At 64.7% G+C, this 25,805-nt stretch carries 24 protein-coding genes, 3 tRNA genes and 1 pseudogene; 11 read left to right on the forward strand and 17 right to left on the reverse strand.

Features of this window, described 5'->3' with window-relative positions:
• The first annotated feature begins 179 nt into the window (after positions 1-179).
• Positions 180-887 carry a GntR family transcriptional regulator gene (locus tag AC3RCJ_RS21555; protein WP_492958911.1) on the forward strand — a complete coding sequence of 236 codons (708 nt, stop codon included), beginning with the start codon at positions 180-182 and terminating at the stop codon, positions 885-887.
• 57 nt (positions 888-944) lie between these two features.
• Here the strand turns inward: AC3RCJ_RS21555 and AC3RCJ_RS21560 are convergent, their stop codons facing one another.
• Positions 945-2,300: a nucleobase:cation symporter-2 family protein gene (locus tag AC3RCJ_RS21560; protein WP_492958913.1), complete on the reverse strand. Its 1,356-nt coding sequence runs from the start codon at positions 2,298-2,300 to the stop codon at positions 945-947.
• A 549-nt stretch (positions 2,301-2,849) separates the two neighbouring features.
• Positions 2,850-4,151: an NCS2 family permease gene (locus AC3RCJ_RS21565; RefSeq protein ID WP_492958915.1), complete on the reverse strand. Its 1,302-nt coding sequence runs from the start codon at positions 4,149-4,151 to the stop codon at positions 2,850-2,852.
• A gap of 236 nt (positions 4,152-4,387) precedes the next feature.
• Here AC3RCJ_RS21565 and AC3RCJ_RS21570 point away from each other — a divergent pair, with 236 nt between their 5' ends.
• From AC3RCJ_RS21570 to AC3RCJ_RS21580, 3 genes are all read left to right on the forward strand, one after another.
• Positions 4,388-5,662 (forward strand): allantoate amidohydrolase, encoded by a 1,275-nt coding sequence (locus AC3RCJ_RS21570; RefSeq protein WP_492958917.1) that lies wholly within the window; start codon positions 4,388-4,390, stop codon positions 5,660-5,662.
• Positions 5,663-5,721: 59 nt separating this feature from the next.
• Positions 5,722-7,359, forward strand: coding sequence for an HAL/PAL/TAL family ammonia-lyase (locus AC3RCJ_RS21575; protein WP_492958919.1), 1,638 nt, complete (start codon positions 5,722-5,724; stop codon positions 7,357-7,359).
• A gap of 64 nt (positions 7,360-7,423) precedes the next feature.
• Positions 7,424-7,816 carry a nuclear transport factor 2 family protein gene (locus AC3RCJ_RS21580; RefSeq protein ID WP_492958921.1) on the forward strand — a complete coding sequence of 131 codons (393 nt, stop codon included), beginning with the start codon at positions 7,424-7,426 and terminating at the stop codon, positions 7,814-7,816.
• Positions 7,817-7,835: 19 nt separating this feature from the next.
• Here the strand turns inward: AC3RCJ_RS21580 and AC3RCJ_RS21585 are convergent, their stop codons facing one another.
• The 4 genes from AC3RCJ_RS21585 to AC3RCJ_RS21600 form a co-directional block, all read right to left on the reverse strand.
• The gene (locus AC3RCJ_RS21585) at positions 7,836-8,234 is read right to left on the reverse strand and encodes a GtrA family protein (RefSeq protein ID WP_492958923.1); all 399 of its coding nucleotides are present in this window, start codon (positions 8,232-8,234) and stop codon (positions 7,836-7,838) included.
• A 151-nt stretch (positions 8,235-8,385) separates the two neighbouring features.
• Positions 8,386-9,870 (reverse strand): c-type cytochrome, encoded by a 1,485-nt coding sequence (locus tag AC3RCJ_RS21590; protein ID WP_492958925.1) that lies wholly within the window; start codon positions 9,868-9,870, stop codon positions 8,386-8,388.
• Positions 9,867-11,525: a GMC family oxidoreductase gene (locus AC3RCJ_RS21595; protein ID WP_492958927.1), complete on the reverse strand. Its 1,659-nt coding sequence runs from the start codon at positions 11,523-11,525 to the stop codon at positions 9,867-9,869. The genes AC3RCJ_RS21590 and AC3RCJ_RS21595 overlap by 4 nt, the downstream gene beginning before the upstream one ends.
• Entirely contained in the window at positions 11,522-12,172 is a 651-nt protein-coding gene (locus AC3RCJ_RS21600) for a sugar dehydrogenase complex small subunit (protein ID WP_492958929.1), read from the reverse strand. Before AC3RCJ_RS21600 ends, AC3RCJ_RS21595 begins: the two co-directional genes overlap by 4 nt.
• A 396-nt stretch (positions 12,173-12,568) precedes the next feature.
• On the opposite strand from AC3RCJ_RS21600, the gene AC3RCJ_RS21605 reads away from it, so the two are divergent.
• Positions 12,569-13,264 (forward strand): phage tail protein, encoded by a 696-nt coding sequence (locus AC3RCJ_RS21605; RefSeq protein WP_492958931.1) that lies wholly within the window; start codon positions 12,569-12,571, stop codon positions 13,262-13,264.
• 340 nt (positions 13,265-13,604) lie between these two features.
• Here AC3RCJ_RS21605 and AC3RCJ_RS21610 read toward each other — a convergent pair whose 3' ends face one another.
• A complete protein-coding gene (locus AC3RCJ_RS21610) occupies positions 13,605-14,606 on the reverse strand; it encodes an SAM-dependent methyltransferase (RefSeq protein WP_492958933.1) in 1,002 nt (333 codons plus the stop codon).
• Positions 14,603-14,926, reverse strand: coding sequence for a DUF6916 family protein (locus AC3RCJ_RS21615; RefSeq protein ID WP_492958935.1), 324 nt, complete (start codon positions 14,924-14,926; stop codon positions 14,603-14,605). Before AC3RCJ_RS21615 ends, AC3RCJ_RS21610 begins: the two co-directional genes overlap by 4 nt.
• A gap of 107 nt (positions 14,927-15,033) precedes the next feature.
• On the opposite strand from AC3RCJ_RS21615, the gene AC3RCJ_RS21620 reads away from it, so the two are divergent.
• From AC3RCJ_RS21620 to AC3RCJ_RS21630, 3 genes are read left to right on the forward strand one after another with little or no spacing between them, the layout of a single operon-like run.
• The gene (locus AC3RCJ_RS21620; RefSeq protein WP_492958937.1) at positions 15,034-15,558 is read left to right on the forward strand and encodes a GNAT family N-acetyltransferase; all 525 of its coding nucleotides are present in this window, start codon (positions 15,034-15,036) and stop codon (positions 15,556-15,558) included.
• On the forward strand, positions 15,555-16,292 hold the full coding sequence (locus AC3RCJ_RS21625) for an aspartyl/asparaginyl beta-hydroxylase domain-containing protein (protein WP_492958939.1): 738 nt from the start codon (positions 15,555-15,557) through the stop codon (positions 16,290-16,292). The genes AC3RCJ_RS21620 and AC3RCJ_RS21625 overlap by 4 nt, the downstream gene beginning before the upstream one ends.
• Entirely contained in the window at positions 16,289-17,302 is a 1,014-nt protein-coding gene (locus AC3RCJ_RS21630) for a hypothetical protein (protein WP_492958941.1), read from the forward strand. Before AC3RCJ_RS21625 ends, AC3RCJ_RS21630 begins: the two co-directional genes overlap by 4 nt.
• A gap of 126 nt (positions 17,303-17,428) precedes the next feature.
• On the opposite strand, the gene AC3RCJ_RS21635 is transcribed toward AC3RCJ_RS21630, so the two are convergent.
• The 5 genes from AC3RCJ_RS21635 to AC3RCJ_RS21655 all read right to left on the reverse strand — a co-directional run bounded on the left by AC3RCJ_RS21635 (position 17,429) and on the right by AC3RCJ_RS21655 (position 19,685).
• Positions 17,429-17,504: transfer RNA gene (locus AC3RCJ_RS21635), tRNA-Asn, on the reverse strand.
• An 86-nt stretch (positions 17,505-17,590) separates the two neighbouring features.
• Positions 17,591-17,917: a Dabb family protein gene (locus AC3RCJ_RS21640; protein WP_492958943.1), complete on the reverse strand. Its 327-nt coding sequence runs from the start codon at positions 17,915-17,917 to the stop codon at positions 17,591-17,593.
• Positions 17,918-18,040: 123 nt separating this feature from the next.
• Positions 18,041-18,116: transfer RNA gene (locus AC3RCJ_RS21645), tRNA-Asn, on the reverse strand.
• A gap of 147 nt (positions 18,117-18,263) precedes the next feature.
• A tRNA-Asn gene (locus tag AC3RCJ_RS21650) sits at positions 18,264-18,339 on the reverse strand.
• A gap of 131 nt (positions 18,340-18,470) precedes the next feature.
• Positions 18,471-19,685 (reverse strand): amino acid aminotransferase, encoded by a 1,215-nt coding sequence (locus AC3RCJ_RS21655; RefSeq protein WP_492958945.1) that lies wholly within the window; start codon positions 19,683-19,685, stop codon positions 18,471-18,473.
• A 112-nt stretch (positions 19,686-19,797) separates the two neighbouring features.
• Between AC3RCJ_RS21655 and uvrB the strand changes: the two genes are divergently transcribed.
• Together uvrB and AC3RCJ_RS21665 are read left to right on the forward strand one after the other, a co-directional pair.
• Positions 19,798-21,885, forward strand: coding sequence for an excinuclease ABC subunit UvrB (uvrB, locus tag AC3RCJ_RS21660; RefSeq protein WP_492958947.1), 2,088 nt, complete (start codon positions 19,798-19,800; stop codon positions 21,883-21,885).
• A gap of 50 nt (positions 21,886-21,935) precedes the next feature.
• Positions 21,936-22,013, forward strand: a pseudogene (locus AC3RCJ_RS21665) (hypothetical protein); the annotation flags it as partial.
• 118 nt (positions 22,014-22,131) lie between these two features.
• Here AC3RCJ_RS21665 and AC3RCJ_RS21670 read toward each other — a convergent pair.
• Entirely contained in the window at positions 22,132-22,746 is a 615-nt protein-coding gene (locus AC3RCJ_RS21670; protein ID WP_492959178.1) for a flavin reductase family protein, read from the reverse strand.
• Between the two features lie 203 nt (positions 22,747-22,949).
• On the opposite strand from AC3RCJ_RS21670, the gene AC3RCJ_RS21675 reads away from it, so the two are divergent.
• The gene (locus AC3RCJ_RS21675) at positions 22,950-24,011 is read left to right on the forward strand and encodes an AI-2E family transporter (RefSeq protein WP_492958949.1); all 1,062 of its coding nucleotides are present in this window, start codon (positions 22,950-22,952) and stop codon (positions 24,009-24,011) included.
• A 17-nt stretch (positions 24,012-24,028) separates the two neighbouring features.
• Here AC3RCJ_RS21675 and AC3RCJ_RS21680 read toward each other — a convergent pair whose 3' ends face one another.
• From AC3RCJ_RS21680 to AC3RCJ_RS21690, 3 genes are read right to left on the reverse strand one after another with little or no spacing between them, the layout of a single operon-like run.
• Positions 24,029-24,334 (reverse strand): NIPSNAP family protein, encoded by a 306-nt coding sequence (locus tag AC3RCJ_RS21680; protein WP_034789018.1) that lies wholly within the window; start codon positions 24,332-24,334, stop codon positions 24,029-24,031.
• Positions 24,331-25,257 carry a WD40 repeat domain-containing protein gene (locus AC3RCJ_RS21685; RefSeq protein WP_492958951.1) on the reverse strand — a complete coding sequence of 309 codons (927 nt, stop codon included), beginning with the start codon at positions 25,255-25,257 and terminating at the stop codon, positions 24,331-24,333. Before AC3RCJ_RS21685 ends, AC3RCJ_RS21680 begins: the two co-directional genes overlap by 4 nt.
• Positions 25,254-25,763 (reverse strand): GNAT family N-acetyltransferase, encoded by a 510-nt coding sequence (locus AC3RCJ_RS21690; protein WP_492958953.1) that lies wholly within the window; start codon positions 25,761-25,763, stop codon positions 25,254-25,256. Before AC3RCJ_RS21690 ends, AC3RCJ_RS21685 begins: the two co-directional genes overlap by 4 nt.
• Between the last annotated feature and the right edge of the window lie 42 nt (positions 25,764-25,805).

Below are 25,805 nucleotides of genomic sequence, written 5' to 3' on the forward strand. Positions count from 1 at the left end.
CTGCGCGGCCTGCCGGCAACACCATCCCACGCATGCTCCTGCCCTGCGCGCCATGCGCCGCATGGCGCAGAATTCCGCACCCATGTATGATTGCGCCATTAGCACCGGATCTAGCGCCGTGGCGGAATACCCTTCCAGCCGCGGCGATCCGCATTACCAAGGCTCGACATCCCAACTCTATGACCAACTCACTCGCAGCATCGGTTGACAAGCCCATTAGCGGCGACAGCTCGAACGAGATCGCCAACCATATCGCCGCCGCCATCACCGCGCGCAAACTGCCGCCCGGCACCAAGCTGCGCGAAGAAGCGCTGTGCCGGCTGTATAGCGTCAGCCGCACGAAGATCCGCGCCGCCCTGCTGATCCTGTCCAAGGATAAGCTGATCAACATGGTGCCCGACAAGGGGGCCTTCGTCAGCCAGCCCAGCGAAACGGAATCGCGCGACATCTTCGCCGCGCGACGCCTGATCGAAGCGGCGCTGGCGCGCGAATTCGTCGCCAAGGCCCGGCCGGCCGACTATAAAATGCTGGAAAAGCACCTGAAGATCGAGCGCAGCGTGCTGGGAGAAAACCCCAAGGTGCGTTCGCAATTGCTGGGCGATTTCCACGTGCTGCTGGCCACTGTCGTCGGCAACCACGTGCTCAAGGAAATCGTGCATGAACTGGTCAGCCGCAGTTCGCTGATCACCATGCTGTACCAGTCCGACCGCGATGCGGTGTGCTCGTCGGACGAGCATATCAAGTTCCTCGAGGCGGCGAGGGCCGGCGATGCCGACCTTGCGGCGCGCCTGATGGTCGAGCACCTGAGCCACGTGGAGGCGGCGCTGAAGTTCGACGGCAGTGCCAGCGAAGGTAAGAAGGACCTCGTCACCGCCCTGCTGATGTAAAAAAACGGCCTTCGATGAAGGCCGTTTTTCATGGTGCGGAAACCCGCTTGTTGCTCCCTATTGCGCCGTTTCCAGCTCCTTCGTCACGAACGCCTGCGGCACATCTTCCTCGTCGTCGTTCATCTCGACGGGGCGTTCGGGCAGGACCAGGTTCAGCATAATGGCCATCAGCGCGCCGACCGTGATGCCGGAGCCGAAGATCTCCTGGACGAACTCGGGCAGTTGCAGCAGCAGTTGCGGACGCACCGTCACGGCCAGGCCGCAACCGATCGACACGGCCATGATGATGCTGTTGCGCTTGTTATGCTCGACATGGCTGAGCAATTGCACGCCGGCCGAGATAATCATGGCAAACATCATCAGCCCCGCCCCGCCCAGCACCGGCTGCGGGATGGTCACGACGATGGCGCCGAGCACCGGGAACAGGCCGGCCGTCAGCATCATGAGGCCCGTCAGCGCCACCACGTGGCGGCTGGCCACGCCCGTCAGCGAGACCACACCGACGTTTTGCGCAAAGGTCGATACGGGCGGGCTGCACATCAGCGAGGCAAAGGCCGAGCCCAGGCCGTCGCACAGGATGCCCCGCTTGAGCGTGCTGCCGCGGACCTTGGTCTGCGTGGCGGCGCCCAGGGCCATGAAACTGCCCGTCGTTTCCACCATCGCCACCAGATAGGCCACGCCCATGGCCAGCACGCCGCCCACGGGGAAGGTCATGCCGTAGTACAGCGGATACGGCAGCGCAAAAATCTGCGCCTGCTGGACGTGCGAGAAATCGATGCGGCCCATGAACAAACACAGCAGGTAGCCGATGAACATGCCGATCACCACGGCGGCGGCCGACACCAGCCCCTTGCCGAACTGTACCAGCGCGATCACCGTCAGCAGGACGAACAGGGCGATGCCCAGGTTGGCGGGTGAGCCGTAGTTGGCAGTCGGCCCGAAGCCGCCGGCCGCCCAGTCGACGGCGATCGGCACCAGCGACAGGCCGATCATGGTCACCACCACGCCCGTGACGGCGTGCGGGAAGAGCTTGCGGATCTGCGGCATGAAAAAGCTGCCGGCGATCATGACCAGCGAGCCCAGCAGCGAAGAGCCGAGGATGCCCGGCACGCCGTGCTGCAGGCCGACGCTGATGGCCGCGCCAACGAAAGCGAAGCTGGTGCCCATCACGCACGGCAGGCGGATGCCCACCGGGCCGATGCCCTTGCACTGGATGAAGGTCACCACGCCCGAGCCGAGCATGGCGGCATTGACGAGGGCGACGATCTGGTCGGCAGGCAGCCGCAGCGCGCCTCCCACCACCAGCGGCACGGCGATGATGCCACCCAGCGCGGCCAGCAAATGCTGGGCGGCAAGCAGCACCATCGTCAGGAGCGGAGGGCGATCCTCCACCTTGAACAGCAACTCATTCATAATCGTTTGTCTCCATTTTTATGGTATGTGGGCGCTTCTTGCTGCGTACTGCGTCCGCGCGGCCGGCCCTGGTCCGCGCGGGGAAACTGCTCAGGTAATCAATGCTGCCCGCTGGCGCGCGGCGGGGATGGCCCGTCGCCTGGCAGTGTCCGGGCGCCAGGGCGGCCGATGGCCGGGTACGCGGGATAGGCGATCCAGTCGGTGAAAGCACGGACAGTCGCGCCGCCAGCGGTAGGGCGGCAAGCGGCGGCGGCAGGACCAATGTCGCGGGCGGAAGCTGGCTGGTGAGGCATGGGTCTCTCTCCATTGAGCGCATCGCGTCGCTTCGATGTCGACGTTTTTTATGGGTATATGCGGGTTACAACTGCAACGATGATGCCGAGGTCAAAATATATTGTCAACTAAAATTGTATACATTTTTATACAAGACGAGAATCTGTAAGCATCCGTCGCCCGCGCGCCACGGCCGGCGCCGCAGCGCCGCTGCCATGAAAAAACGGCCGCGACGCAGAGCGTGGCGGCCGTTTCCGGGCAAGCGCGGGAGTGTGGCTAATCCGCGCCCAGGTAGATGAACTTGAAGAGGAAAATGGCGGCGATGATGTAGGCCACGGCCGAGACCTGGCGCCCTTTGCCTGTGAGCAATTTAAGTACGGCGTAGGTGATGAAACCGAAGGCGACGCCGCTGGCCACCGAATAGGTAAACGGCATCATCAGCGCCGTGATGGCGGCCGGGATGCTTTCCGTGCTGTCATCCCAGTCGATATAGGTCAGTTCGCGCAGCATCAGGCAGGCCACGTACAGCAGCGCGGGCGCCGTCGCGTAGGGCGGCACGGTGTGCGCCAGCGGGGCGAAGAACAGGCTGCCCAAAAACAGCAGCGCGACGGCCACCGCCGTCAGACCCGTGCGGCCGCCCGCCTGCACCCCGGCGGCGCTCTCGACGAAGGCGGTGGTGCTTGACGTGCCCAGGCAGGCGCCGGCGGCAATCGCCGTACTGTCGGCCAGCAAGGCCTTGTTCATGCGCTCCATCTTACCGTTTTTCAACAAACCGGCACGGTTGGCCACGCCCATCAGGGTGCCCGTCGCATCAAACAGTTCCACCAGGAAAAACACCAGCACCACGTTGACGATGCCGATCGACAGCGCGCCCATGATGTCGAGCTTGAACAGGGTCGGCTCGATGGCGGGCGGCGTCGAGACGATGCCGTTGAACTGGTTGCCGCCGAAAAAGAAGCTGGCGATGGTGATGGTGAGGATGCCGATCAGGATGGCGCCCGGCACTTTCAGGCGGTCCAGCGCGACGATGATGAAGAAGCCGACGATGGCCAGGATAGGCGCCGCCTGGTGCAAGTCGCCCAGGGCGATGATGGTGGCGGGATTCGACACCACCACGCCGGCGCTTTTCAGCGAAATGATGGCCAGGAACAAGCCGATACCGACCGTGATGGCCGTGCGCAGCGCGGGCGGGATGCTGTTGATGATCATCTCGCGTATCTTGAACAGGCTCACGAGGATGAACAGGCAGCCGGAAATGAAGACGGCGCCCAGCGCCACTTCCCAGCTCATGCCCATGCCCTTCACGACCGCATACGAGAAATACGCGTTCAAGCCCATGCCGGGCGCCAGCGCGATCGGATAGTTCGCGTACAGGCCCATGATCAGGGTGCCGATGGCGGCGGCCAGGCAGGTGGCGACAAAGACGGAGTCCTTCGGCATGCCGGCGTCGCCGAGGATGGTCGGGTTGACGAAGATGATGTACGCCATCGTCAGGAAGGTCGTCAGGCCGGCCAGCAACTCAGTGCGAACGTTGCTGCCATTTTCCTTCAGTTTGAAATAGCGCTCCAGGAATTGCATTGTTACTCCCTTGTTGGTGTTCGACGCCAGCGTATGTTGGCAGCATGCCAAACTTTCCTGTTGGAAGGCCCAGGGCGCCGCAACAGATGGCATGGCGCCATCGACGAATAGTTGTTTTTTGGCACTAACCGAGGCGTCGTAAAGCTGCGCATTTTACGCTATCCCAACAGATCGAAAATTGTATACAATAATCGAATACCGTTTTATACTTTTCAGACAATAACAAAGGAGGCGCAATGAGGCATCAAGAGCAGGCGAACGCGCAGGAGAGCCGGCAGCCGCCGTCTTGCGGCGCAACCATCATGCAATGGGCGGCGGAACTGGCGCGCCACAGCGAATCGCCCGAGTGGCTGACGCGCACCTACCTGACGGACGCGCACCACGGCGCGGCCGCCCAGCTGGCGCAATGGATGCGGCAGGCCGGCATGCAGGTGCGCCGCGACGCTGCCGGCAACGTCATCGGCCGCTACGAGGGCAGCACGCCGCAGGCCCCCGCCCTGCTGACCGGGTCGCACTTCGACACCGTGCGCAACGGCGGCCATTACGACGGCAACCTGGGCGTCATCCTGCCCATCGCCTGCGTGGCCCGCTGGCATGCCCAGGGCAAGCGTTTCCCCTTCGCCATCGAGGTCATCGGCTTCGCCGAAGAGGAAGGCGTGCGCTTCAAGGCTACCCTGCTGGGCAGCCGCGCCATCGCCGGCACCTTCGACACGGCCGTGCTGGACAAGCGCGACGAACAGAACCTGTCCATGCGCGAGGTGATGGCCGCCGCCGGCTTCGACGCCCAGGCCCTGCATGCGGCCGCATTCGACCGCGCGCAGGTGCTGGCCTATCTGGAAGTGCATATCGAGCAGGGCCCGGTGCTGCTCGACGCAGACTTGCCGGTGGGGGTCGTCAGCGCCATCTCGGGTGCCTCGCGCTTCCTCGTGCATGTCACGGGCCTGGCCGGCCACGCCGGCACGGTGCCCATGGGCCTGCGCCGCGACGCGGCCATGGCCGCCGCCGAAATTGGCCTGTACATCGAGCGCCGCTGCTCCGGCATCGCCGGCCTGGTGGGCACCGTGGGCCAGTTCAACGTGCCCAATGGCGCCGCCAACGTGGTGCCGGGCAATGCCATTTTCACCATCGACATCCGCGCCGGGAACGATGCCGTGCGCCTGGCCGCCGTGCGCGACGTGCTGGCCGAACTGGAGGCGGTGGCCGAGCGGCGCCAGGTGCAGGTGAGCGCCAGCCGCACCCACGAGGCCGAGAGCGTGCCCTGCGCGCCCTGGCTGCAGCAGCAGCTGGGCGACGCCATCGGGGACCTCGGCTTGCCGCTGCGGGTGCTGCCCTCGGGCGCCGGCCACGACGCCATGGCGATCGCCGCGCTGACCGAGGTGGCCATGCTGTTCGTCCGCTGCGGCAATGGCGGCATCAGCCATCACCCTGACGAAAGCATGACGGCGCAGGACGCCGACACGGCCGCCGAGGTGTTTACCCGCTTCGTCGAACGCTTCACGCCCTGCGCATGAGCGCAGCGCTTGCCACTACAACGCTTGTCACCACCACTCTCGCCACTGACTGGAACACCATGACCACCATACCGCACACCACCCTGATCGACGGCTTCAACCTGACGGCCGCGCAAGTCATCGCCATCGCGCGCAACCCCGGCATCAAGGTCGGCCTGGCGCAATCGTCGCGCGACGCCCTGAAGGAAAGCCGCGACTACATCGAAGCGACCTGGATGCACGACGAGGCGCCGATGATGTACAGCTTCAATACGGGCGTCGGCCTGCTGAAGGACACGCGCGTAAAGGTCGAAAACATCGCCCTGTTCCAGACGCAGCTGATCCGCGCCCATGCCGCTGCCATGGGCGAGCCGTTTCCGGAAGACGTCAGCCGCGCCACCATGCTGCTGCGCGCCAACGCCTTCGCCTCGAACTATTCGGCGCCGCGCGTGGAAGTGGTCGACCGCCTGCTGGAATTCGTCAACGCCGGCATCCACCCCATCATGCCGCAAAAAGGCTCGGTTGGCGCCTCCGGCGACCTGGCGCCACTGGCCTACCTGGCCGCCGCCATCGCCGGCTTCGACGAAGCCGAGGTGATGTACCAGGGCCAGCGCATGCCAGCCACGCAAGCCATCGCCGCCGCCGGCATCAGCCCCGTCAAGTTCGACCTGCAGGCCAAGGACGCCTCGGCCCTGATCAACGGCTGCACCGTGTCGCTGGCGGTGGCCGTGCTGGCCGCCCACGATGCGCGCAACCTGCTGTCGGACGCCTGTCTGTCGCTGGGATTGACCCTGGAAGCCATGCGCGCCGAGATGGCGGCCTTCGATCCGCGCATCCACCGTGCGCGCCCGCATGCGGGCCAGATCAAGACGGCGGCCATCATGCGCCATCTGCTGCAGGGCTCCACGCGCACCAGCCACGCGGCGCGCGCGGTGCAGTTCCCCGGCGAGCTGCGCCGCACCGACATCGAGTACACGGCGCGCATCCAGGACGTCTACTCGCTGCGCTGCTCGCCGCAGGTGTACGGCCCCGTGTTCGATGCGCTCGACTACATCGACACCATCGTCATCAAGGAAATCAACTCGGCCACCGACAACCCGCTGATCTTCGGCAAGGATGGCGGCGGCTTTGAAATCATTTCGGGCGGTAATTTCCACGGCCAGTACCTGGCGCAGGCGATGGACTTGCTGGCCATGGCGGTGACGGACCTGGGCAGCATCTGCGAGCGCCGCGTGGCGCGTCTGATCGACCCCACCCTCTCGTGGGGTCTGCCGCGCAACCTGATGAGCGGCATCGCCGGCGTCAACACGGGCTACCCGGTGGTGCAATGCTCGCTCAGTTCGCTGGTGATGGAAAACCGTACGCTGTGCATGCCGGGCAGCGTCGATTCGATCCCGGCCAAGGGCAACAGCGAGGATCATGTATCGAATTCCACGTGGTGCGCGCGCAAGGCGGCCACTGTAGTTGCCAACACGCAATACATTATCGGCGTGGAAATGCTGCTGGCGGCGCAGGCCCTGAGCATGACGCACGCCCTGCTGCCCGGTTTCGTCCTCGGCCAGGGCACGCAGGCGGCCTATGACGAAGTACGGCGCCAGATTCCCGCCTGCCTCGATGGCGACCGCTGGTTCCACGACGATATCGTCGTGGCCCAGTCCTTCGTCACCACGGGCTCGGTGCGCCGCGCCGTCGAAGACAAGATAGGCGCATTTGTCTGAGTCCGCCCTGCCATTACGGCCAAGCTGCGGGGCAGCCGCCCCGCATGACCCTCACGGAGACTACATGAGCCATTTACCATCGGGCCTGAGCGCAGCGCAAACGGCCGCGCTGCTGCCCATCGAACATTACCTGAAGGCGCACATCACGGGCCAGGCCGAATACGTGCACATGGCCTTCCATGCCGACGCGCGCATCGTGTCCTTCCGCGACGGCGTGCTGCATTCGCTCAGCGTCAACGAATTCAGCGCCCGCTTCCAGGGCCAGCCGGCCGCCGACGAGGCGCAACGCAAGCGCAGCATCACGCATTGCGCCATCGCCGGCAATGCCGGCAGCGCCACGGTGCTGCTGGAATATCCGGAAGTGACGTTTACCGACTACATGAATTTGCTGTGCATCGACGGAGTGTGGAAGATCAGCAACAAAACCTTCAGCGCCGCCCTGCCCCCGGCCGCTTGAGCGCCGTGCCGGCCCGCGCCTATTTCGGCGCGGGTGCCGGCTTGAAGGCCCACCAGCGGCTGCCGGCAAAATTCCACAGCAATCCGACGGCCGTCGCCAGCAGCTGCGCCAGCCAGTAATGCCATCCCGCCTGGTGCACCAGCAACCACATCAGCCCCGTATTGATGCACCAGCCTATGCCCAGCAAGGTGAAATACTTGCTGGCCGCCTCGCCATGCCCTTTGTCGCTTTTAAACGTGAAAAAGTAATTGAGGAGGTAGTTGACGACGGAACCCATGAGGTAGCCGAGGCCGGACGCGACGGCGGCACTCATGCCGGCAAACTCCACGCCGCACCACAGCACGGCATACTGGACGACCGTGCCGGAAGCGCCGACGGCGGCGAAACGCAAAAATTGGTGATGCAAGGAATGAGACATTGTCAATTTTCAAATGAGGCGAAAGCAATCGCCAGGATCGGGCCAGAATAAAAAATGGCTACGATTGCTCGTAACCATTTTTCAGCCTGCATTTTACTGCAAGTTGCGCCCAACGTTCATATTCGCCGCCGATACTCCACGACTCCCGCGCTTATGCCTTGCGTTGACGACGCCGGCGCAGCCATACAAACAGCGCGATCAACAGCAGGATGCCTGCGATGCCGCCCGGCAGCATGAACGGTTGTGCCCGCGCCAGGAAGGGTTTCTCGCCGCCGCTGCGCGCCTGCGCCACGTAGGCGGGCGTCACCGTCACGTCCGGGTTGCCGTACTGCTTCAGCACGTAATTGGCGATCGAAGCGATCTGCTCATCCGTCAACGGTTGCACGTAGGAACGCTTGTCGAAACGGGGCATGAACGCTTCATGCTCTTCCCCCTCGATCTTGCGCTCGACGCCGAACAGGATGGCCGACACCAGGTTGGCCGGCGTGCTGCCGCCCGTCGCCGTGTTGTGGAACAGGGCCGGATAGCTTTGCCCCGTGCTGCCGGCGCCGCTGGCCGAATGGCAGCTGGCGCAATAGCCGGAAAACAGCACCGCGCCGCTGTTGAGCGAATGGTGCTCGGTGGCAGCGGCCATGCCGCGCAGCGCCGCTTCCTCGCTGGCGGCGCTGCCATGGCTGAACGCCGCCTTGGTCTGCCCCGGCGCGCGCACGGGCGGCACCGTGCGCAGCCAAGCGACGATGGCGGCCACGTCGTCGTCGCGCAAGAATTGCAGGCTGTTCTGGATGGCTTCGGCCATGCCGCCCGCCGCCTGCCCCTTGCCTTCCACGTGGCCCGTCTTCAGGTAGGCCGTCAGTTCCGCATCCGTCCAGGCGCCGATGCCGCTGACCTTGTCGGACGTGATGTTGGGCGCATGCCAGGAACCGAGCGTGGCGCCCGCCAGGGTCTGGCTGCCGATTTCCGCCATCAGCGCGTTGCGCGGCGTGTGGCAGGCGCTGCAGTGCGCCAGGCCTTCGGCCAGGTAGGCGCCGCGGTTGATCTGCGCGCTCCTGGCCGGATCGGGCACAAAGCGTTTATTGTCGAGGAACAAAGTATTCCAGCCCAGCATGGACAGCCGCACATTGAACGGGAATGGCAGGGCCGTCTGGCGCGCCGGCTCATCGACAGGCTGGACGGCCCGCATGAAGTAATAATACAGGTCGCCCACGTCCGCATCCGTCAGCTGCGCATAGCTGGTGTAGGGCATGGCCGGGTACAGATGGCTGCCGTCGGCGCGCACGCCTGCGCGCAGCGCGCGGGCAAAGTCCGCTTCGCTGTAATGCCCGATGCCGCCTTGTTTCGACGGCGTGATATTCGTCGCATAAATCGTGCCCAGCGGCGTATCGATGGCGTAGCCGCCCGCATACGGCTTGCCGCCGGCTGCCGTATGGCAAGCCATGCAGTCGGCCGCGATGGCCAGGTAGCGGCCCCGCTCCAGCCGCGCATCGGGCTTGGCGGCTGTGCTTGCGGCCGGCGCGGCCGGACGGTCCGGCGTCAGGGTGACGGGCGGCGCAGAGGCGGGCATAGAAGCAGGCACAACGGCAACAGCGCTACCAGCCAGCAAGGCCAGGCCGAGGGCGAAGGACAGGCGGCGCATCATGCGGCCTCCCTTGCCAGGGTGCGGGCGATGTCGTCGGCCGCGCGCAAACCGAGCGCGGCCATGCTGAGGGTCGTGTTGACGACGCTGGCCGACGGCATGGCGCCGCCGCCCGGCAGCCACAGGTTGGCGTGATCGTGGGCGCGGCAATTGCCGTCGACGACGGAGTCGGCACGATTCGAACCCATGATCACGCCGCCCATGATGTGGTTGTTCGCGTTCAGGCTGCTGGTGATGTTAAATTCCACGGCGCCGAACAGCTTGCCGATGTGCTCGAGCTGCGCATGCGCGGCCTTCGCGCCATCGCGCACGTAATCGCCCACGTCATAGTAGATGTCGGGACAGGCCAGGCCCAGCGGGTCCTTGCGCGTCTTGCTCAATGTCAAACGGTTGTGCGCTTCGGGCAAGGGCTCCAGGCTGATCGACAGGTCCACGCCAAACGCGGCGCGGCGGCGGATCTCGTCGTCGAGGTCCTTGCCCACCAGGCCCAGCTTCAGGGATTGCTGCGTCGCCGGTCCGACCCTGGTGATATTGTTCAGGATCATCTTGTTGGCCGAATACTGCGCGCGGAAGGCGCCATCGCGCGGGCCCACCAGGCAGCTGCTCTGCGCGGGGCCACGGCCCGTCCAGATCGGTTCATTGGCGAGGAAGGTACAGTGGAAACCCGAGTGGTCCATCATGTTGCGGCCGACCTGGTCCGAACTGTTGGCGATGCCGTTCGGATTGTTGCGGTTCGCCGCCAGCAACAGCAACCGCGGCGTTTCGATACCGTTGCAGGCGATGACGAAGGCCTTGCCCGTCGCCATGTGCGACTGTTTCTTGGCGTCATACCAGTGCACGGCCGTCACGCGGTTGTTCTGGTCCGTGTCGATGCGGTAGACGACGGCCTCGGCCAGCACGCCAGCGCCCTTCAGCTCGGCACGTTCCACGTGATGGATGCCGTTGTACATGGCGCCGATCGGGCAGATCGGCTGGCAATTGTTATTGCCGCAGCACGTGGGACGCCCCTGCCATGGACGCGTCGAGCGTCCTTGCGGAATCGGCACGGAGCGGTAGCCGTGCGGGTTGACCACTTCGGCGAAGCGCTTGTCGCCATAGCCCCAGGGCACCATGTCCATCGGGTACGGCGCGCTGCGCTCGCTGGGCGACTGCAGTGCCGGATCGTTGGGGCCGGCCACGCCCATTTCCTGCTCGGCGCGACAATAGTAGGGTTCCAGTTCATCGTAGGAAATGGCCCAGTCGCGCCCGACGCCGTAATCGCTCTTCATGCGCATGTCGGACGGCAAATGGCGCCAGCACGACGCGGCCCAGTGCCAGGTCGTGCCGCCCACCGTGCGCAGATAGCCCTGCTGGAAACTGCTGCCGCTGGGGCCGGACAGTTCCACATAGTTATTCTTTGGAAAATACAGGGGCGCGGGCGCATTGTCCGCCTGCGGATACAAGCCCTGGAAGTCCGAGCCGACGCGGTTCTCGAACGGCATGTTGCGCCAGTTTTCCACGGCCTGCCCCCGCTCGATGCGCAGGCCCGCCTCGAGCATGATCACGGAAAAGCCTTGCGCGGCCAGCTGGTCGGCCATCATGGCGCCAACCACGCCCGTGCCGACGATGACGACATCGGCGACGACGTCGCCATTACTCTTGAATTGGGGAGATTTCATTTTGCTTGCTTGCCTTTCGGTTCGGGAGTGCCTGTCGTGGCCGGGGCCGGCACAGGCTTGGGCGCCACGGGCGCGGAGACGCGCACGGCCGGCGGCGCCTTCAGCCACCACAGGGGGCCGTAGTTGCAATACGTGGGCACGACCTGGCCATCGGCCACCGTGCGGTACATCAAGGCTTCCGCATAGGCGACGACGACGGACTTCGTGCCCTGCTCGGGGTGGCCGGTGACGGTGCCCGTGTACCAGGCCGCCACGATGGCCAGCGCCAGCTCGCGCAAGCCGGCGTCGGTGGCGGCGGCCAGCAGGGCCTGCGCTTCCAGGCCGGGCGCCACCAGCGCGCCCAGGCGCGGCAAGTGCTCGGCAAAGCCGGGCACGTTCGTGCGCATGGCTTGCTCGATGCGCGCCGCCGTTTCGGCACGTAAATCGTGGTGGCCCGTGATCGCCTGCGACAAGGTATAAAACAGCATGCTGCCGGGCGCCGGTCCGGCCAGCGGCGCCGTAGCCGGCGCGGCCATGGCGGCCGACAAGGGATTGCTCCAGAAGCCGGCCTGGGCCAGCAAGGCCGCCAGGCCGATCAGGGCGTGGCGGCGCGTGATGCGTGGAGTGGAAAGAGGTGATGCAGATGCTTCGCTGCCTGGATGCTTCATGAGACTCCCGCAAGACTTGTTGTTTTGTTGACTTGGATGATTGCGTTAAATCGCATTTGCTCAAATGCAATTTACCTCGTCATTATCCTACATAAATAAATTGTTTGCCGATGTAGTATTCCTACGGAAGCGCCAGTGAGAGGCAAATCGGCGGCCAGGCCGCGGAGTGGCCGCGAACCGGATGGGCTGGGATGGGAAGGCGGCGGCTTGCGGAAATTGCGGGATTTTGGCCGCCGTTGCAGATTGAACGGAATAACGCTGTATTTACAACTTCAGGATGAATTTTGCATAAAAGTAAATTAATATAAACGCGCTGCATTGGGAAATTCCTGCGCCGTCATAAAAATAGCGCCGGGAGAATAACGCTACTAACACCATACTTGAAAGGCATTCATCATGGATATGTTTATAGGCACGATCATTGGCGTCGGATTCAACTTCGCCCCGCGGGGCTGGATGACGTGCAGCGGGCAGTTATTAGCCATCAGTACAAACAGTGCCTTGTTTGCCTTGCTGGGCACGCAATATGGCGGCGACGGCGTTAGCACCTTCGGCCTGCCGGACCTGCGCGGCCGGGTAGCCGTCGGCGCCAACCTCGGCGCAACGGACCGCATCACGGCCGTCAACGGCACTTCGGGCGGCGCCACCAGCGGCGCGGTGACAGGTACCGGCACGGGCACCGTGACAGGCACGCTGAGCGTCGCCAATTTGCCTGCCCACAACCATACGGCCAGCTTCACGCCATCGGGCGGCGGCGGCACCAGCGTGGCAATCAAGGTCAGCACCGACCTGGCGACGACAGCGTCCCCCAGCAACAGCAGCTACCTGGCGGTCGGCAAATCATCGGGCGCGCAGACACCCTTCCTGTATCGCCCCGATATCGGCAGCGGCAGCACCACGCTGGCCAACGACATGGCGACCGCCAGCGGCGGCGGCTCCGGCGGCACGGTAACCGTCAACAATACGGGCAGCGGCACCGCACTGGCATTGCCCGCGACCGTCAACGTCACGGGCAATGCCGCGACCACGCCGCCATTCCAGGGCTTGCTGTATATTATTTGCGTCGAAGGATTTTTCCCGAGCCGCAATTAATTAAATAGTATTTATTTTTTATAAATAACATGAAAAAGTGCGCCTGCCGCACTTTTTTTTATGCTTGCGCAGGCCGGCAAGATAAATCCGCCGCGCCGCCAACTACGTAAAGCGCACCCGACTATAATATTTCGCTGCATTCAAGCAAACACCGCCTGGCTGAGCGGATCGCATAGGATCCGGGCCGGATTTGATAATCAGCGGGGTTTTCCTGCCGGCAGGAAGAACGGCTTGCGCTCACAACCGCGCCGAAGCTGGGCGACACCGGCAGCGAAGGTACGCCCCGAGCACAGGCAAGGCCGGCGCGCCCTTGCCGCTAACTAAGCCGCCCGCCCGCCGCTCAGGCGCTGCCGGCGATACGCCAGGCGCTGCCGGCGATACGCCAGGCCAGCCCCGGCTCGCGGCCGAGCCGGTAGCTAAAATCGAGCACCTCGCCGCCCGCCAGGGCGGGCTTGCCCGGCAAGGGCAAGGGCAGGTTCAGGCTGCAATCATAGTCGCCCAGCAGCACGTCGCCATACACGCGGATACGCGTCAGCAGCCGTGGCGCCTGCGCCAGCACGGACGGCAGGCGGATGCTGGCGCCAGGCAGGCTGCCGCCCTCCTCCGCTTCGCCCTGCCAGGCCATGATGGTTTGCGCATTCAGGGCAAACACGCTGCCCCATTCGACGCAAGCCTCGCCGGGTGCGCGCCGCGGCAAGCCCAGGTGCACGCTGACGGCGCTGGGCAACAACGCGGCGGCAGGCGCCTGCACGTGCAGGTTGCGCAGGATGGCCACCTGCGGCTCCTTGCCCAGTGCCGCATTCATGGTTTCGCTGATGATCACCTGCGGCATGGCGTCCGCGGGAATGCGGTAAACGGCCGCATCGGCGCACAGGAAGGCGCAGACATGGTCCGCCTGGCCGAGCTGCCCGACCAGGCCGCGCGCGTAGTCGAGCGTCTGCGCGTGCACGTCCATCAGGGTGAACTGGACTTGGCCGGCGTCCAGCAGCGCCATCGCCGGCAGCGCCAGCAGGGCAAAGGGGCCGCAGCCCGCATACAGCACGCGCACGGGCCTGTCCTCGCGCAAGCGCTGCGTCACCGCCAGCACCAGTGCGCGCATGAAGGCGGCGCTGCGCAGCGGCTCGCGCGCGCACAAGGCCGCCTGCATGGGCGAAATGGCCCAGCCGCTGGCAAGAAAACTCTCGCCCTCCGTCAGCCGCTCGAGGCCTTCCATCGACAGGCCGCAGTGGCGCTCGGCCAGGCGCCGCAGGCGCTCCATTTCACCGATCAGGCTTGCCAGCGGCCGCTGCGGGTCGGCGATCGCGCGCGCAATCGCGGCCAGTTCGGCCCGCGCACCGTTCACGAAAAACTCACCTGGTAACGCTGCCTGCCCGCGTCCTCCGCCCTCGCGGGAAAGGCGGCGGCGATCGGCCACAGATACCATTCCAGGCGCCCCAGGCGCGCATGCTCGAGCACAAAATACCCCTCTTCCAGCAGCGGCAGTGCCGGGCCGCCCAGTATCAGCGACAGCGGCGTGCGAAACGACGGCGGCAAGCCGCGTCGCGGCAATTCCAGCGCTTCGTCGAGGACCAGGGTCACGGGGCCGCCCGAGGTGTGGGCGATAAAGTCGCTATGCAGGCAAGGCAGCAGCTGGTCGAGCGTGATCATCGGCGCGATATTCATTTCGGCATCCTGTAATGATTGCAAGTGGGCGCAAAAATAGGCAGCATAGCAAATAGCCGCCGTACAGTTAAGCATATCCCTCCGTCACCCGACATATTGGAGCATAGGTGCACACCATACCGCCGTTTCCCGACCTGCCCCTCGCCGCGCTGCCGGCGCCCTACCGGCTGCGCGACATGCGCGCTGGCGACGCAGGCGACGACGCCTTCGCCTGCGCGCTGTACAGTTCCACGCGCGACGACTTGCGCCTGCTGCCCGGGCCACCCGCCCTGGCCGAGCAGCTGATCGCCATGCAGTGGCGCGCCCAGGTGCTCGGCTATCGCCAGAGCTATCCGCACGCGTTTTACCTGGTGCTGGAGCACGACGGCGCGCCCGTCGGCAGGCTGGTGCTTGACCAGGATGGCGATGCGCTGCGCCTGGTCGATATCGCCATCCTGCCCGGGGAGCGGGGCCGGGGCGCGGGCAGCGCCGCGCTGCGCGGCCTGCAGGCGCTGGCGGGCGCGCGTCGTCTGCATCTCGCGCTGGGCGTCAGCAAGAGCAATGCGGCCGCACGCAGGCTCTACCGGCGCCTGGGATTCGAGCTGCGCGCGGAAGATGAGCTGCAAGAACAGCTGGCCTGGAGCCCCGCATGAGTCCCGCCACCGGCCGCGCCGCCGCTGCGCCCAGCACCTGGCTGCGCCTGCCGCTGGCATTCGACGTGGCGCGCATGCAGCGCGAATGCGATCAGTTCGCCGCCAGCGACTGGATCAGCCATTTCAATACGGGCGCCTATGAAAACGGCTGGAGCTGCCTGCCGCTACGCTCGGCCGGCGGTGACGCGCGCCATATCATGCCGCTCGACGGCGCGCCCTACCGCGCCACGCCGCACCTGGCGCGCTGCCCGTATCTGCGCGAAGTCCTCGCCCGCTTCCAGTGCGACACCAGCGCTGTGCGCCTGATGGCGCTGGCGCCGGGCGCCGCCATCCGGGCGCACCGCGACGCGGGCACGGCGCTGATGGATGGCCTGACGCGCATCCATATCCCCATCCATACCTCGCCGCAAGTGTGCTTCAGCATCGATGGCGACACGGTGCACTTTACGGCCGGGCATGCCTGGTACATGGATGCCAGCTGCCTGCACGCCGTGCACAACCGGGGCGCGGCGCCGCGCATCCACCTGGTCGTCGACTGCATCACCAACGGTTGGCTGACCGCCTTGTTCGCCGACGCGGGCTTCGTGCCGAAAGCGGCCGCCAAATATGGCGACCCCAGCATCAACGACGGCAATGTGCACGCGGTGATCGCGCGGCTGCGCGAAGCCGGTACGCCCGTCACGCTGGCGCTGGCAGGCGAACTGGCCAGGCTGGCCGGCACGGTGGCGGCATGAGCGCCGCGCCTGGCCTGGCGCGACAGGAGCGCCTGCTGGCCAGGGGAGAAACGGTGGCCTGGCACGACGGCATGGACTTGCGCCACTGGTATCCCTTGTACGTCGAGCGCGATGCGCGGACGGGCGCGGCGTCCGTCTGCTGGCGCGACCTGGGCCGGCTGCGCTTCACCGACTCGTTCTTCGTCAACACCCTGGCGCGCCAGCCGCGCGAAGAGCGCCGCGTCTGCCACACGCCGGCGGCGGCGCTGGCCGGACTGGCCGGCGGCCTGCCGCCCGACGCCTTCATCTTCCATGTCTCGCGCTGCGGTTCGACCCTGCTGACCCAGCTGCTCGCCTCGCTGCCGCGCTGCGTTGTGATGTCCGAGCCGCCCGTGATCGACTCGCTGCTGCGCCTGCATCACGACCAGGCCGGTAGCGGCGGCCTCGATACCATCGCCCTGCTGCGCCAGGCCATGCTGGCGCTGGGCCAGCGCCGCTGCGGCGATGAAACGCATTTTTTCATCAAGTTCGATTGCTGGCATATCCACAGCCTGGCCCTGCTGCAGCAGGCGTTTCCGCAGACGCCTTGCCTGTTCCTCTACCGCGAGCCGCAGGCCGTGCTCGCCTCACACCAGCGCCAGCGCGGCCCGCAGATGGTGCCCGGCATGCTGCACCCTGCCCTGCTGCCGCTGCCGGCCCACCAGTTGGGCGCGGGCGACCTCGATGGCTATGCGGGCCTCGTGCTGGCCAGCCTGTTCGCCGCCGCACAGGCACACGCGGCGGCAAACCGCCTGGTCCTGCTCGACTACCGGCAATTGCCGGGCGTCGTGTTCAGCGACTTGCTGGCGCGTTTCGGCATCGACCCCACGCCGAAGCAGCTGCAGGCGATGCGCGAGCGCAGCGGCGTGCATGCGAAATATGGCACGGCATTCCACGGCGACAGGCAGCCGGAGCCAGCCGGCAGGCTGTCTGCCATCGCAGAACAGATACAGCCCCGCTACCAGGCACTGGAAGCGCTGCGCCTGGCATAAGACAGGTTCGCTGCGCGCCGCTGCCTTGCCGTCGGGCCGGAGCCGGAACTGCCGGCCAGCGCCAGGCGGCGCCCCAATGCAAAAAGCCCAACCGGTAAAGGCTGGGCTTTTTGCTGCTGCATGTTCTGGCTCCCCGACCTGGACTCGAACCAGGGACCTGCGGATTAACAGTCCGTCGCTCTACCAACTGAGCTATCAGGGAAAAGAGGCCGCATTCTATAGGGCAAATTTCAAGATGTCCAGATTTGCGCGGAAAAATATTGATCGGCTCTTGCCGCCCAGCCCGGCTCAGCCCGGATTTTCCTGGGGCTGATAGTCAAATACCAGCACCCGCCCCAGCCACGGCTTGAGGAGTTCGACAAAGGCCAGGTGCGCGGGGTGGCCCAGATACACGTCGCGCGCGCCGGCATTCTCGAACGTCAGGGTAAAACAATCGGTGAAACCGTCGTCGAGGCCTTCCGGACTCACGTTCGGCCCCCATTCGAACTGGCGCACGCCGGGAATGCGGTGCTTGAGCTGGGAAAATTCATGGACGAGCTCAGCATGCCGGGCTGGCGTAATGCCATCAAGAAAATCACACAGGACGATATGGCGCAAGGCGGCGGAACAGGTCATGGCGAAAGCTTTCCTATTGGGAAGCCTTCAGGATAGCGCAAAATCCGGCATTGCACCGGAAAGCCAGGCGCATGCAGGGAAAAACAAAAAAGGCCGCGTTTTTCAACGCGGCCTTCCGAATTCTGGCTCCCCGACCTGGACTCGAACCAGGGACCTGCGGATTAACAGTCCGTCGCTCTACCAACTGAGCTATCAGGGAAAAGAGGCCGCATTATATAGGGCAAACTTCAGGCTGTCTAGATTCACATAGGAAATAACCATCGCGCTCCGCCAGCGCAGGCCGGCTACTCAGGAGCGCAGCGGAAAACAAAAAAGGCCACGTTTTTCAACGTGGCCTTCCGAATTCTGGCTCCCCGACCTGGACTCGAACCAGGGACCTGCGGATTAACAGTCCGTCGCTCTACCAACTGAGCTATCAGGGAAAAGAGGCAATATTATATGTCGTCTATTCCGCATTTGCAAGACTCATGCCACATCTCGCCGAACACGGCCATTGCCGACCTTCTACCGCCATCAGCGCCGCACTTGCATGCAGCGCCGAAGAAGCAAGATCTTAAAGCACTTTGGCGATCGCGTCAATAACGATGTCGATGTTGCGCGAATTCAATGCTGCCACGCAGATACGGCCCGTGTCGACGGCGTAGATCGATTGCTCGCGCAGGGACGCCACTTGTTCCTTGCTCAGGCCCGAGTACGAGAACATGCCAATCTGCTGGCGCACGAATTCGAAGTCGTGCTCCGGCGCCTTGGCTTTCAGCTTTTCCACGAAGGCATTGCGCATTTCGCGGATGCGCACGCGCATGCCGGCCAGTTCTTCTTCCCACAGCTGGCGCAGTTCCGGCGTGGCCAGGACGGTGGCAACCACCTTGCCGCCGTGCACGGGCGGGTTCGAGTAGTTGGTGCGCACGACACGCTTCAGCTGCGACAGCAGACGGGCCGCTTCGTCGGCGCTGGCAGCGACGACGCTCAGGGCACCCACGCGCTCGCCGTACAGCGAGAACGATTTCGAGAACGAGTTCGACACCAGCAGCGGGCCGCCCGCGTCGGCAAAGCGGCGCACCACGGCGCCGTCTTCGGCGATGCCGTTGGCGAAGCCCTGATAGGCCATGTCCAGGAACGGCACCAGGCCGCGCGACGTGACGACGGCGATGATCTGGTCCCACTGGGCCACGCTCAGGTCGGCTCCGGTCGGGTTGTGGCAGCAGGCGTGCAGCACGACGATGGAGCCTGCCGGCATGGCGTTCAGGCTGGCCAGCATGCCGTCGAAGTTCACGCCATGGGTGGCGGCATCGTAGTACGCGTAGTTATTCACGACGAAACCGGCGTTCTCGAACAGCGCGCGGTGGTTTTCCCAGCTCGGGTCGCTGATATAGACTTGCGCGCCCGGCGCGAAGCGCTGCAGGAAATCGGCGCCGATTTTCAGCGCGCCCGTGCCGCCGATGGCTTGCACGGTGACGGCGCGGCGCTCTTGAATTACGGCGCTGTCGGCGCCAAATACGAGTTCTTGCACCGCCTTGTCGTAGGCAGCGAGGCCTTCGATCGGCAGATAGGTGCGTGGGGCGGCCTGTTCGATCAGGATGGCTTCCGCCTTGCGTACGCAAGCTAACAGAGGCACCTTGCCGTTGTCGTCATAATAGACGCCAACGCCCAGATTGATTTTGGCGGGATTCTGGTCCGCGTTAAATGCTTCGGTGATGCCCAGGATCGGGTCGCGTGGGGCCATCTCGATGGCGCTAAACAGACTGGCAGAAACAGTTGGGTTCGTCATGATAAGATTGGATTCGATTGGAAGCAGGTTCACAGCGGAGTTGTAGACAGCGCCCCGAAATACAACGCCAGGGCCGCCAGCAGAGCACTATTCTAACAAAGGTCTGATTCACATGCCCGAATTATCTACCGCCAGCGAGGCGGAAAGCGCAATTATCTCTTTCCCGGATTCCCCCTTCAAGCTGCACCAGCCCTTCCCTCCGGCCGGCGATCAGCCGGCGGCGATCGCCCAGCTGTCAGAGGGCATTGCCGACGGACTGGCCTTCCAGACCCTGCTCGGCGTGACCGGTTCGGGCAAGACCTATACCATGGCCAACGTCATCGCGCGCATGGGCCGGCCCGCCATCGTCTTCGCGCCGAACAAGACGCTGGCGGCGCAGCTGTACAGCGAGTTCCGTGACTTTTTCCCGCAGAACGCGGTCGAATACTTCGTCAGTTACTACGATTACTACCAGCCCGAAGCCTATGTGCCGCAGCGCGACCTGTTCATCGAAAAGGACTCGTCGATCAACGAACATATCGAGCAGATGCGCCTGTCGTGCACCAAGTCGCTGATGGAGCGGCGCGACGTCATCATCGTCGCCACCGTCTCGGCCATCTACGGCATCGGCAATCCGAACGAATACCACCAGATGATCCTGACGTTGCGCGTAAAAGACAGGGTCGCCCAGCGCGACGTCATCGCGCGCCTGATCCAGATGCAGTACACGCGCAACGAGGTCGATTTTGGCCGCGGCACCTTCCGCGTGCGCGGCGACACCATCGACATCTTCCCCGCCGAGCATGCGGAGCTGGCCGTGCGCCTGGAAATGTTCGACGACGAGATCGAATCGATCCAGCTGTTCGACCCGCTGACGGGCCGCGTCCGGCAAAAGATCCCCCGCTTCACCGTGTACCCGGGCTCGCACTACGTGACGCCCCGCTCCACCGTGCTGCGCGCCGTCGAAACCATCAAGGACGAGCTGCGCGAGCGCCTCGAGTTCTTCCGCAAGGAAAACAAGCTGATCGAGGAGCAGCGGCTCGAGCAGCGCACGCGCTTCGACCTGGAAATGATGGCGGAAATCGGTTTCACCAAGGGCATCGAGAACTACTCGCGCCACCTGTCCGGCGCCTTGCCGGGCGAACCGCCGCCGACCCTGGTCGACTACCTGCCGGCGGACGCCCTGATGTTCCTCGACGAGTCGCACGTGCTGACGGGCCAGCTGAGCGCCATGTACAACGGCGACCGCTCGCGCAAGACGAATTTGGTCGACTACGGCTTCCGCCTGCCGTCGGCGCTCGACAACCGGCCCTTGAAGTTCGAGGAATTCGAACAGAAGATGCGCCAGACCGTGTTCGTCTCGGCCACGCCGGCCGAATACGAAAAGAACCATTCCGACCAGGTGGTCGAACAGGTCGTGCGCCCGACTGGCCTGGTCGACCCGCAGATCATCGTGCGCCCCGCCAGCACGCAGGTGGACGACCTGATGTCGGAAATCGTCGAGCGCATCAAGAAGGACGAGCGCGTGCTGGTGACCACACTCACCAAGCGCATGTCCGAGCAATTGACGGAATACCTGGGCGACCACGGCATCAAGGTGCGCTACCTGCACAGCGATATCGAGACGGTGGAACGCGTGGAAATCCTGCGCGACCTGCGCCTGGGCACCTTCGACGTGCTGGTGGGGATCAACCTGCTGCGCGAGGGACTGGACTTGCCGGAAGTGTCGCTGGTCGCCATCCTCGACGCGGACAAGGAAGGCTTCTTGCGCTCCGAGCGCAGCCTGATCCAGACCATCGGCCGCGCCGCGCGCAACCTGAACGGCACGGCGATTCTGTACGGCGACCGCATCACGGACTCCATGCGCCGCGCCATCGACGAGACGGAACGCCGCCGCGCCAAGCAGATCGCCTTCAATACGGCCAACAACATCATCCCGATCGGCGTCAAAAAATCGATCCGCGAGATGATCGACGGCGTCTACAGCCCGCAGGAAGCGCGCGAAACCCTGCAAGTGGCGCAGGAAGCGGCCAAGTTCGAGGCCATGAGCGAGAAACAGGTCAGCAAGGAAATCAAGCGCCTGGAAAAACTGATGGTGGACCACGCCAAGAACCTCGAGTTCGAAAAGGCGGCGCAGGTGCGCGACCAGCTGCACATCCTCAAGCAGCAGCTGTTCGGCGCACCGGGCACCGACAATGTGGCGTCGATACTGGGCAAATAAACGGCTGGCCGGGCCAGGGCCAGGACTACGTGGGCGTGCCGCCGAAATGGGTGATCCAGCGCTACCGCCTGCAGGAAGCGATCTGGCGCCTGGCGCAGCCCGACGCCCCCGATCTGGCCAGCCTGGCGCATGCACTGGGCTTTTTTGACCAGGCCCATTTCAGCCGCAGCTTTACGGAACTGGTGGCAGTACGCCGCTCGACTATCGCCGCTCGCAGCTGGCGACAGTCGCTTAGCCGGCCGCGTACTATGGCCAGGCGGGCCGGCGCATGCGAAACAGGCTATCTGGCCCGATCTCGAAATAATCGGCCGGCCCGCCACCGCGCAATATCGGCGCGGCGGCGGCCGTGTCGTACACGCCGTCGCTCAACAGATGGCGCGCGATGTGCACGCCCACTACTTCGCCCAGCACCAGCCAGCTGCCGACACTGTCGCCATTGACGCCTTGCAGCTCGATGATCTGCGTGCACCGGCATTCGAAGGAGACGGGGCTTTCGGCCACGCGCGGCACCGTGACGATGCGCGAGGCGGCCGGCGTGAGACCGGCCAGCGCGAATTCGTCGACCTCGGGCGGCGCCGGGGCGCAACTGGCGTTCATCGCCTCGGCCAGCGGGCGGGTCGCGAGGTTCCACACGAATTCGCCCGTCTGTTCGATATTGCGCAAGGTATCCTTGCGGCCGATGCTGGAAAAGCCGATCAGCGGCGGCGTGTAATTGAAAGCATTGAAAAAGCTGTAAGGCGCCAGATTGAGCACGCCCTCGCCGCTGCGCGAGGCGATCCAGCCGATCGGACGCGGCCCGACAATCGCGTTGAAGGGATCGTGCGGCAAGCCGTGGCCCTGTGCGGGTTCATAAAAGTGCATGTGATCGGCCACGTGGATTCCTGAAGTGAAAGGCGCCCGGGATGGAACGCCTGGCGCGACAGCTTACTGGAATGGCCGCCACCGCGTTGTCAGTCCGTCGTCGCCAGGTGCGCTTGCGCACGCAGCGCGACAATTGTATGGCGCGCCGCAGCACGCCTCGCTTATGATGGGCCAACTCAACCCTTGTCATTGCGCCACCACCCATGCATACCCTCACACTGCACCAGAAAGTGTTCCTGCTCCTCTTGAGCATCGTCACCATCGGCTTTGGCTGGATACTGGCGCCGTATGCGGGCGCCATCTTCTGGGGCGTCATCCTGGCGATCCTGTTCGCGCCCGTGTACCGCTGGCTGCTGCGCAAAACCAGGGGCCGCGCCGGCCTGGCGTCGCTGCTGACCTTGCTGCTAATCGTCGTCATCGTGATCCTGCCTCTGTCTCTCATTTCCGTGTCGCTCGTGAACCAGGCGGCCAGCGTCGTGGAGATGGTACGTTCGGGTGAAATCACGGTCGCCATGTTCTTCAATAAGATCATGGCAGTCCTGCCGCAATGGCTGATCAATTTGCTCGACCGCTTCAATCTGACCAGCCTGGCCAGCCTGCAGGACAAGCTGGCCGAGGGCGCCACCCAGGTGAGCCAGGTGGTGGCAGTAAAAGCCATCAATGTGGGCCTGTACACCTTCGAATTTCTCACCAGCCTGTGCATCATGCTGTACTTGCTGTTTTTCCTCATGCGCGATGGTTCCACCCTGTCGGCCCGCATCAAGAACGCCGTGCCGCTGAGCCGCAAGTACAAGCAGCGCCTGTTCACCAATTTCACCACGGTGATCCGCGCCACCGTGAAAGGCAACATTCTCGTGGCGATCGCCCAGGGCGCCCTCGGCGGCCTGGCGTTCTGGTTCCTCGACGTGCCTGCACCCCTGCTGTGGGCGGTGCTGATGGCCTTCCTGTCGCTGCTGCCCGCCGTCGGCGCCGCCCTCGTCTGGGCGCCCGTGGCCGCCTACTTCCTGGCCACGGGCGCCATCTGGCAAGGCGCGGGCCTGGCCGCCTTCGGCGTCTTCGTCATCGGCCTGGTCGACAACGTATTGCGCCCTGTCCTCGTGGGCAAGGACACCAAGATGCCCGACTACGTCGTACTCCTGTCCACCGTGGGCGGCATGGCACTGTTTGGCCTGAACGGCTTTGTCATCGGCCCCGTGGTGGCGGCCCTGTTCATCGCCTCGTGGGACCTGTTCGTCTCGGCCAGCGAGTTCCAGGCCGAGGATTGAGGCGTGACGAATCGCAGTCAACCAAACACGGGCCGGAAAAAACTGCGCTCATAGCTGACGATGCAGCGCGTCTCCTCGGCGTAGCGGAAGGCGGCCTGGCACTCGGCGTCCTGCATCGAGTCGCTGCGGTATTGCTCGTACAGGGCCAGGCTGGGAAACGAGAACATGGCCAGGGCCACATTGCTGGCCCCTTCGGACGGTAAAAAATAGCCGTGATGCTGGCCGCCGAAGCGTTCGACCAGCGGTATCCACAGCTTGCCGTAGGCTTCGAATTCCCGCAATTTATACGGGTCGATGATGTAGCGCAAATAACAGGTGATCATGCGGTTTCCTCGTGAATGTTCAACTCCATCAGCATGCCAGATTCCCAGGAGCCGATGGCGGCCAGCGGCGAAGCAGGCAAGAAGTCCAGCGCGCAGGGATACGTAAAATCTTCCTGCGCCAGGACGCTTAACCCGGGCCAGGCGTAAAACAGCAGCTTGCCCTTGCCGATGCGTCCCAGCGCGCTGCCGTCGGGCAGCCAGCGCAAGGCATTGCCCGTGCCGCCCCCGGCCTCCACGGTTACCCTGGCCAGCTGGCGGCCATCGGCCAGCGCGTACATCGACAGATACTCCTCGCCGCCCGCGTGATGCAGCGCGGCCAGCGACTCGCCGTCCGGCGACGCCGCGCACGACATCAGGCCTGGCAGCGACAGCACCACGCGCCCGCCTCGCGCCTGCAAGGGCCAGTCCCATACGCTGCAGTAATCGGGTGGCTGCACCTGCCCTTCCGCCACCGATTTGACGCCATGCAGTAGCAGCAAGCGCCGCCCGCCATCGATGGCGTGGATTGCGCGCAGCATCTCGCCCGCATGCGCCTGCGTGAACAGCAGCTCGCCTGTTGCCGCCGCGCGTATCCGCAAGCACCCATCCCAGCCGCCGTCGGCCAGATACTGCCCGCACGGCGACCATGCGGGGCCGCAGCCTTCGCCATCCTTTTTATTCTGGAAATTCAGCAGCAGTTGTCCCGCCTGGGCATCCACCACGGCCAGCTGGCCCGTCGTGCTCTTAATGGCGAGCAGGCTGCCGTCGGGCGAGAAGGCCATGCTGGAACAATGCGCGATGAATTTGCCGCGCCACAGTTTCTGGCGTGCCGCCACGTCCCACAGGACCAGGTCGCGCCCCAGCACGGCCAGGCGCGTGCCGTCCGGCGAAAACTGCACGCCGTAGGCGCAGCCCAGCTTCAAGGGCTTGGCCGCTGCCGTCATGGACGCGCCAGCCGGTACACCACGCTATCGATATCGTAATGGCGCTCCATGCCCACGTATTGCATGCCCAGGCGCGTCATGACCTTGATCGAGGCAGCATTGTCGGGATGGGCCACGGCCACCACTGCGGGCGCGCCGACGACGTCGAACGCATGCGCGACGATGGCCGCTGCCGCCTCGCTGGCGTAGCCCTGGCCCCAGCTGGTACGCGCCAGGCGCCAGCCGATTTCAAGGGGATTGGCCCTGTCGCCGCCGAGGTGCTGCAGGCAGGCCATGCCCACCAGCGCACCATCGTCGAGGCGTATCAGCGCCCACCACGAATAGCCCCACTCTGCCCAGCGGCCCATGGTGCGGGCGATGGCCGCGCGCGTCACCTCTTCCGTCTCGGGCTGGCCCGCATTCAGGTAGGTCATCACTTCGGGGTCCGTGTTGAGCGTGCGCATGCGCTCATAATGGTCGGTGGTCAGCGGCTCCAGGCGCAGGCGCGCCGTGTGTAAAATCGTCATCTCGGCATCTCCAGGTGAAAGCGATCCATTCTCGTCGCCCCT

The sequence above is a fragment of the Janthinobacterium sp. GW822-FHT07H11 genome, from assembly GCF_058798615.1.

What these genes read in the sequence shown, in the direction of transcription:
- AC3RCJ_RS21675 (WP_492958949.1), top strand. Translation starts at nt 22,950, where the DNA reads ATGCATACCCTCACACTGCACCAGAAAGTGTTCCTGCTCCTCTTGAGC.
- AC3RCJ_RS21655 (WP_492958945.1), bottom strand. Translation starts at nt 19,685, where the DNA reads ATGACGAACCCAACTGTTTCTGCCAGTCTGTTTAGCGCCATCGAGATG.
- AC3RCJ_RS21605 (WP_492958931.1), top strand. Translation starts at nt 12,569, where the DNA reads ATGGATATGTTTATAGGCACGATCATTGGCGTCGGATTCAACTTCGCC.
- AC3RCJ_RS21565 (WP_492958915.1), bottom strand. Translation starts at nt 4,151, where the DNA reads ATGCAATTCCTGGAGCGCTATTTCAAACTGAAGGAAAATGGCAGCAAC.
- uvrB (WP_492958947.1), top strand. Translation starts at nt 19,798, where the DNA reads ATGCCCGAATTATCTACCGCCAGCGAGGCGGAAAGCGCAATTATCTCT.
- AC3RCJ_RS21590 (WP_492958925.1), bottom strand. Translation starts at nt 9,870, where the DNA reads ATGATGCGCCGCCTGTCCTTCGCCCTCGGCCTGGCCTTGCTGGCTGGT.
- AC3RCJ_RS21585 (WP_492958923.1), bottom strand. Translation starts at nt 8,234, where the DNA reads ATGTCTCATTCCTTGCATCACCAATTTTTGCGTTTCGCCGCCGTCGGC.
- AC3RCJ_RS21630 (WP_492958941.1), top strand. Translation starts at nt 16,289, where the DNA reads ATGAGCGCCGCGCCTGGCCTGGCGCGACAGGAGCGCCTGCTGGCCAGG.
- AC3RCJ_RS21680 (WP_034789018.1), bottom strand. Translation starts at nt 24,334, where the DNA reads ATGATCACCTGTTATTTGCGCTACATCATCGACCCGTATAAATTGCGG.
- AC3RCJ_RS21580 (WP_492958921.1), top strand. Translation starts at nt 7,424, where the DNA reads ATGAGCCATTTACCATCGGGCCTGAGCGCAGCGCAAACGGCCGCGCTG.
- AC3RCJ_RS21625 (WP_492958939.1), top strand. Translation starts at nt 15,555, where the DNA reads ATGAGTCCCGCCACCGGCCGCGCCGCCGCTGCGCCCAGCACCTGGCTG.
- AC3RCJ_RS21685 (WP_492958951.1), bottom strand. Translation starts at nt 25,257, where the DNA reads ATGACGGCAGCGGCCAAGCCCTTGAAGCTGGGCTGCGCCTACGGCGTG.
- AC3RCJ_RS21615 (WP_492958935.1), bottom strand. Translation starts at nt 14,926, where the DNA reads ATGAATATCGCGCCGATGATCACGCTCGACCAGCTGCTGCCTTGCCTG.
- AC3RCJ_RS21600 (WP_492958929.1), bottom strand. Translation starts at nt 12,172, where the DNA reads ATGAAGCATCCAGGCAGCGAAGCATCTGCATCACCTCTTTCCACTCCA.
- AC3RCJ_RS21570 (WP_492958917.1), top strand. Translation starts at nt 4,388, where the DNA reads ATGAGGCATCAAGAGCAGGCGAACGCGCAGGAGAGCCGGCAGCCGCCG.
- AC3RCJ_RS21575 (WP_492958919.1), top strand. Translation starts at nt 5,722, where the DNA reads ATGACCACCATACCGCACACCACCCTGATCGACGGCTTCAACCTGACG.
- AC3RCJ_RS21595 (WP_492958927.1), bottom strand. Translation starts at nt 11,525, where the DNA reads ATGAAATCTCCCCAATTCAAGAGTAATGGCGACGTCGTCGCCGATGTC.
- AC3RCJ_RS21670 (WP_492959178.1), bottom strand. Translation starts at nt 22,746, where the DNA reads ATGCACTTTTATGAACCCGCACAGGGCCACGGCTTGCCGCACGATCCC.
- AC3RCJ_RS21560 (WP_492958913.1), bottom strand. Translation starts at nt 2,300, where the DNA reads ATGAATGAGTTGCTGTTCAAGGTGGAGGATCGCCCTCCGCTCCTGACG.
- AC3RCJ_RS21690 (WP_492958953.1), bottom strand. Translation starts at nt 25,763, where the DNA reads ATGACGATTTTACACACGGCGCGCCTGCGCCTGGAGCCGCTGACCACC.
- AC3RCJ_RS21555 (WP_492958911.1), top strand. Translation starts at nt 180, where the DNA reads ATGACCAACTCACTCGCAGCATCGGTTGACAAGCCCATTAGCGGCGAC.
- AC3RCJ_RS21640 (WP_492958943.1), bottom strand. Translation starts at nt 17,917, where the DNA reads ATGACCTGTTCCGCCGCCTTGCGCCATATCGTCCTGTGTGATTTTCTT.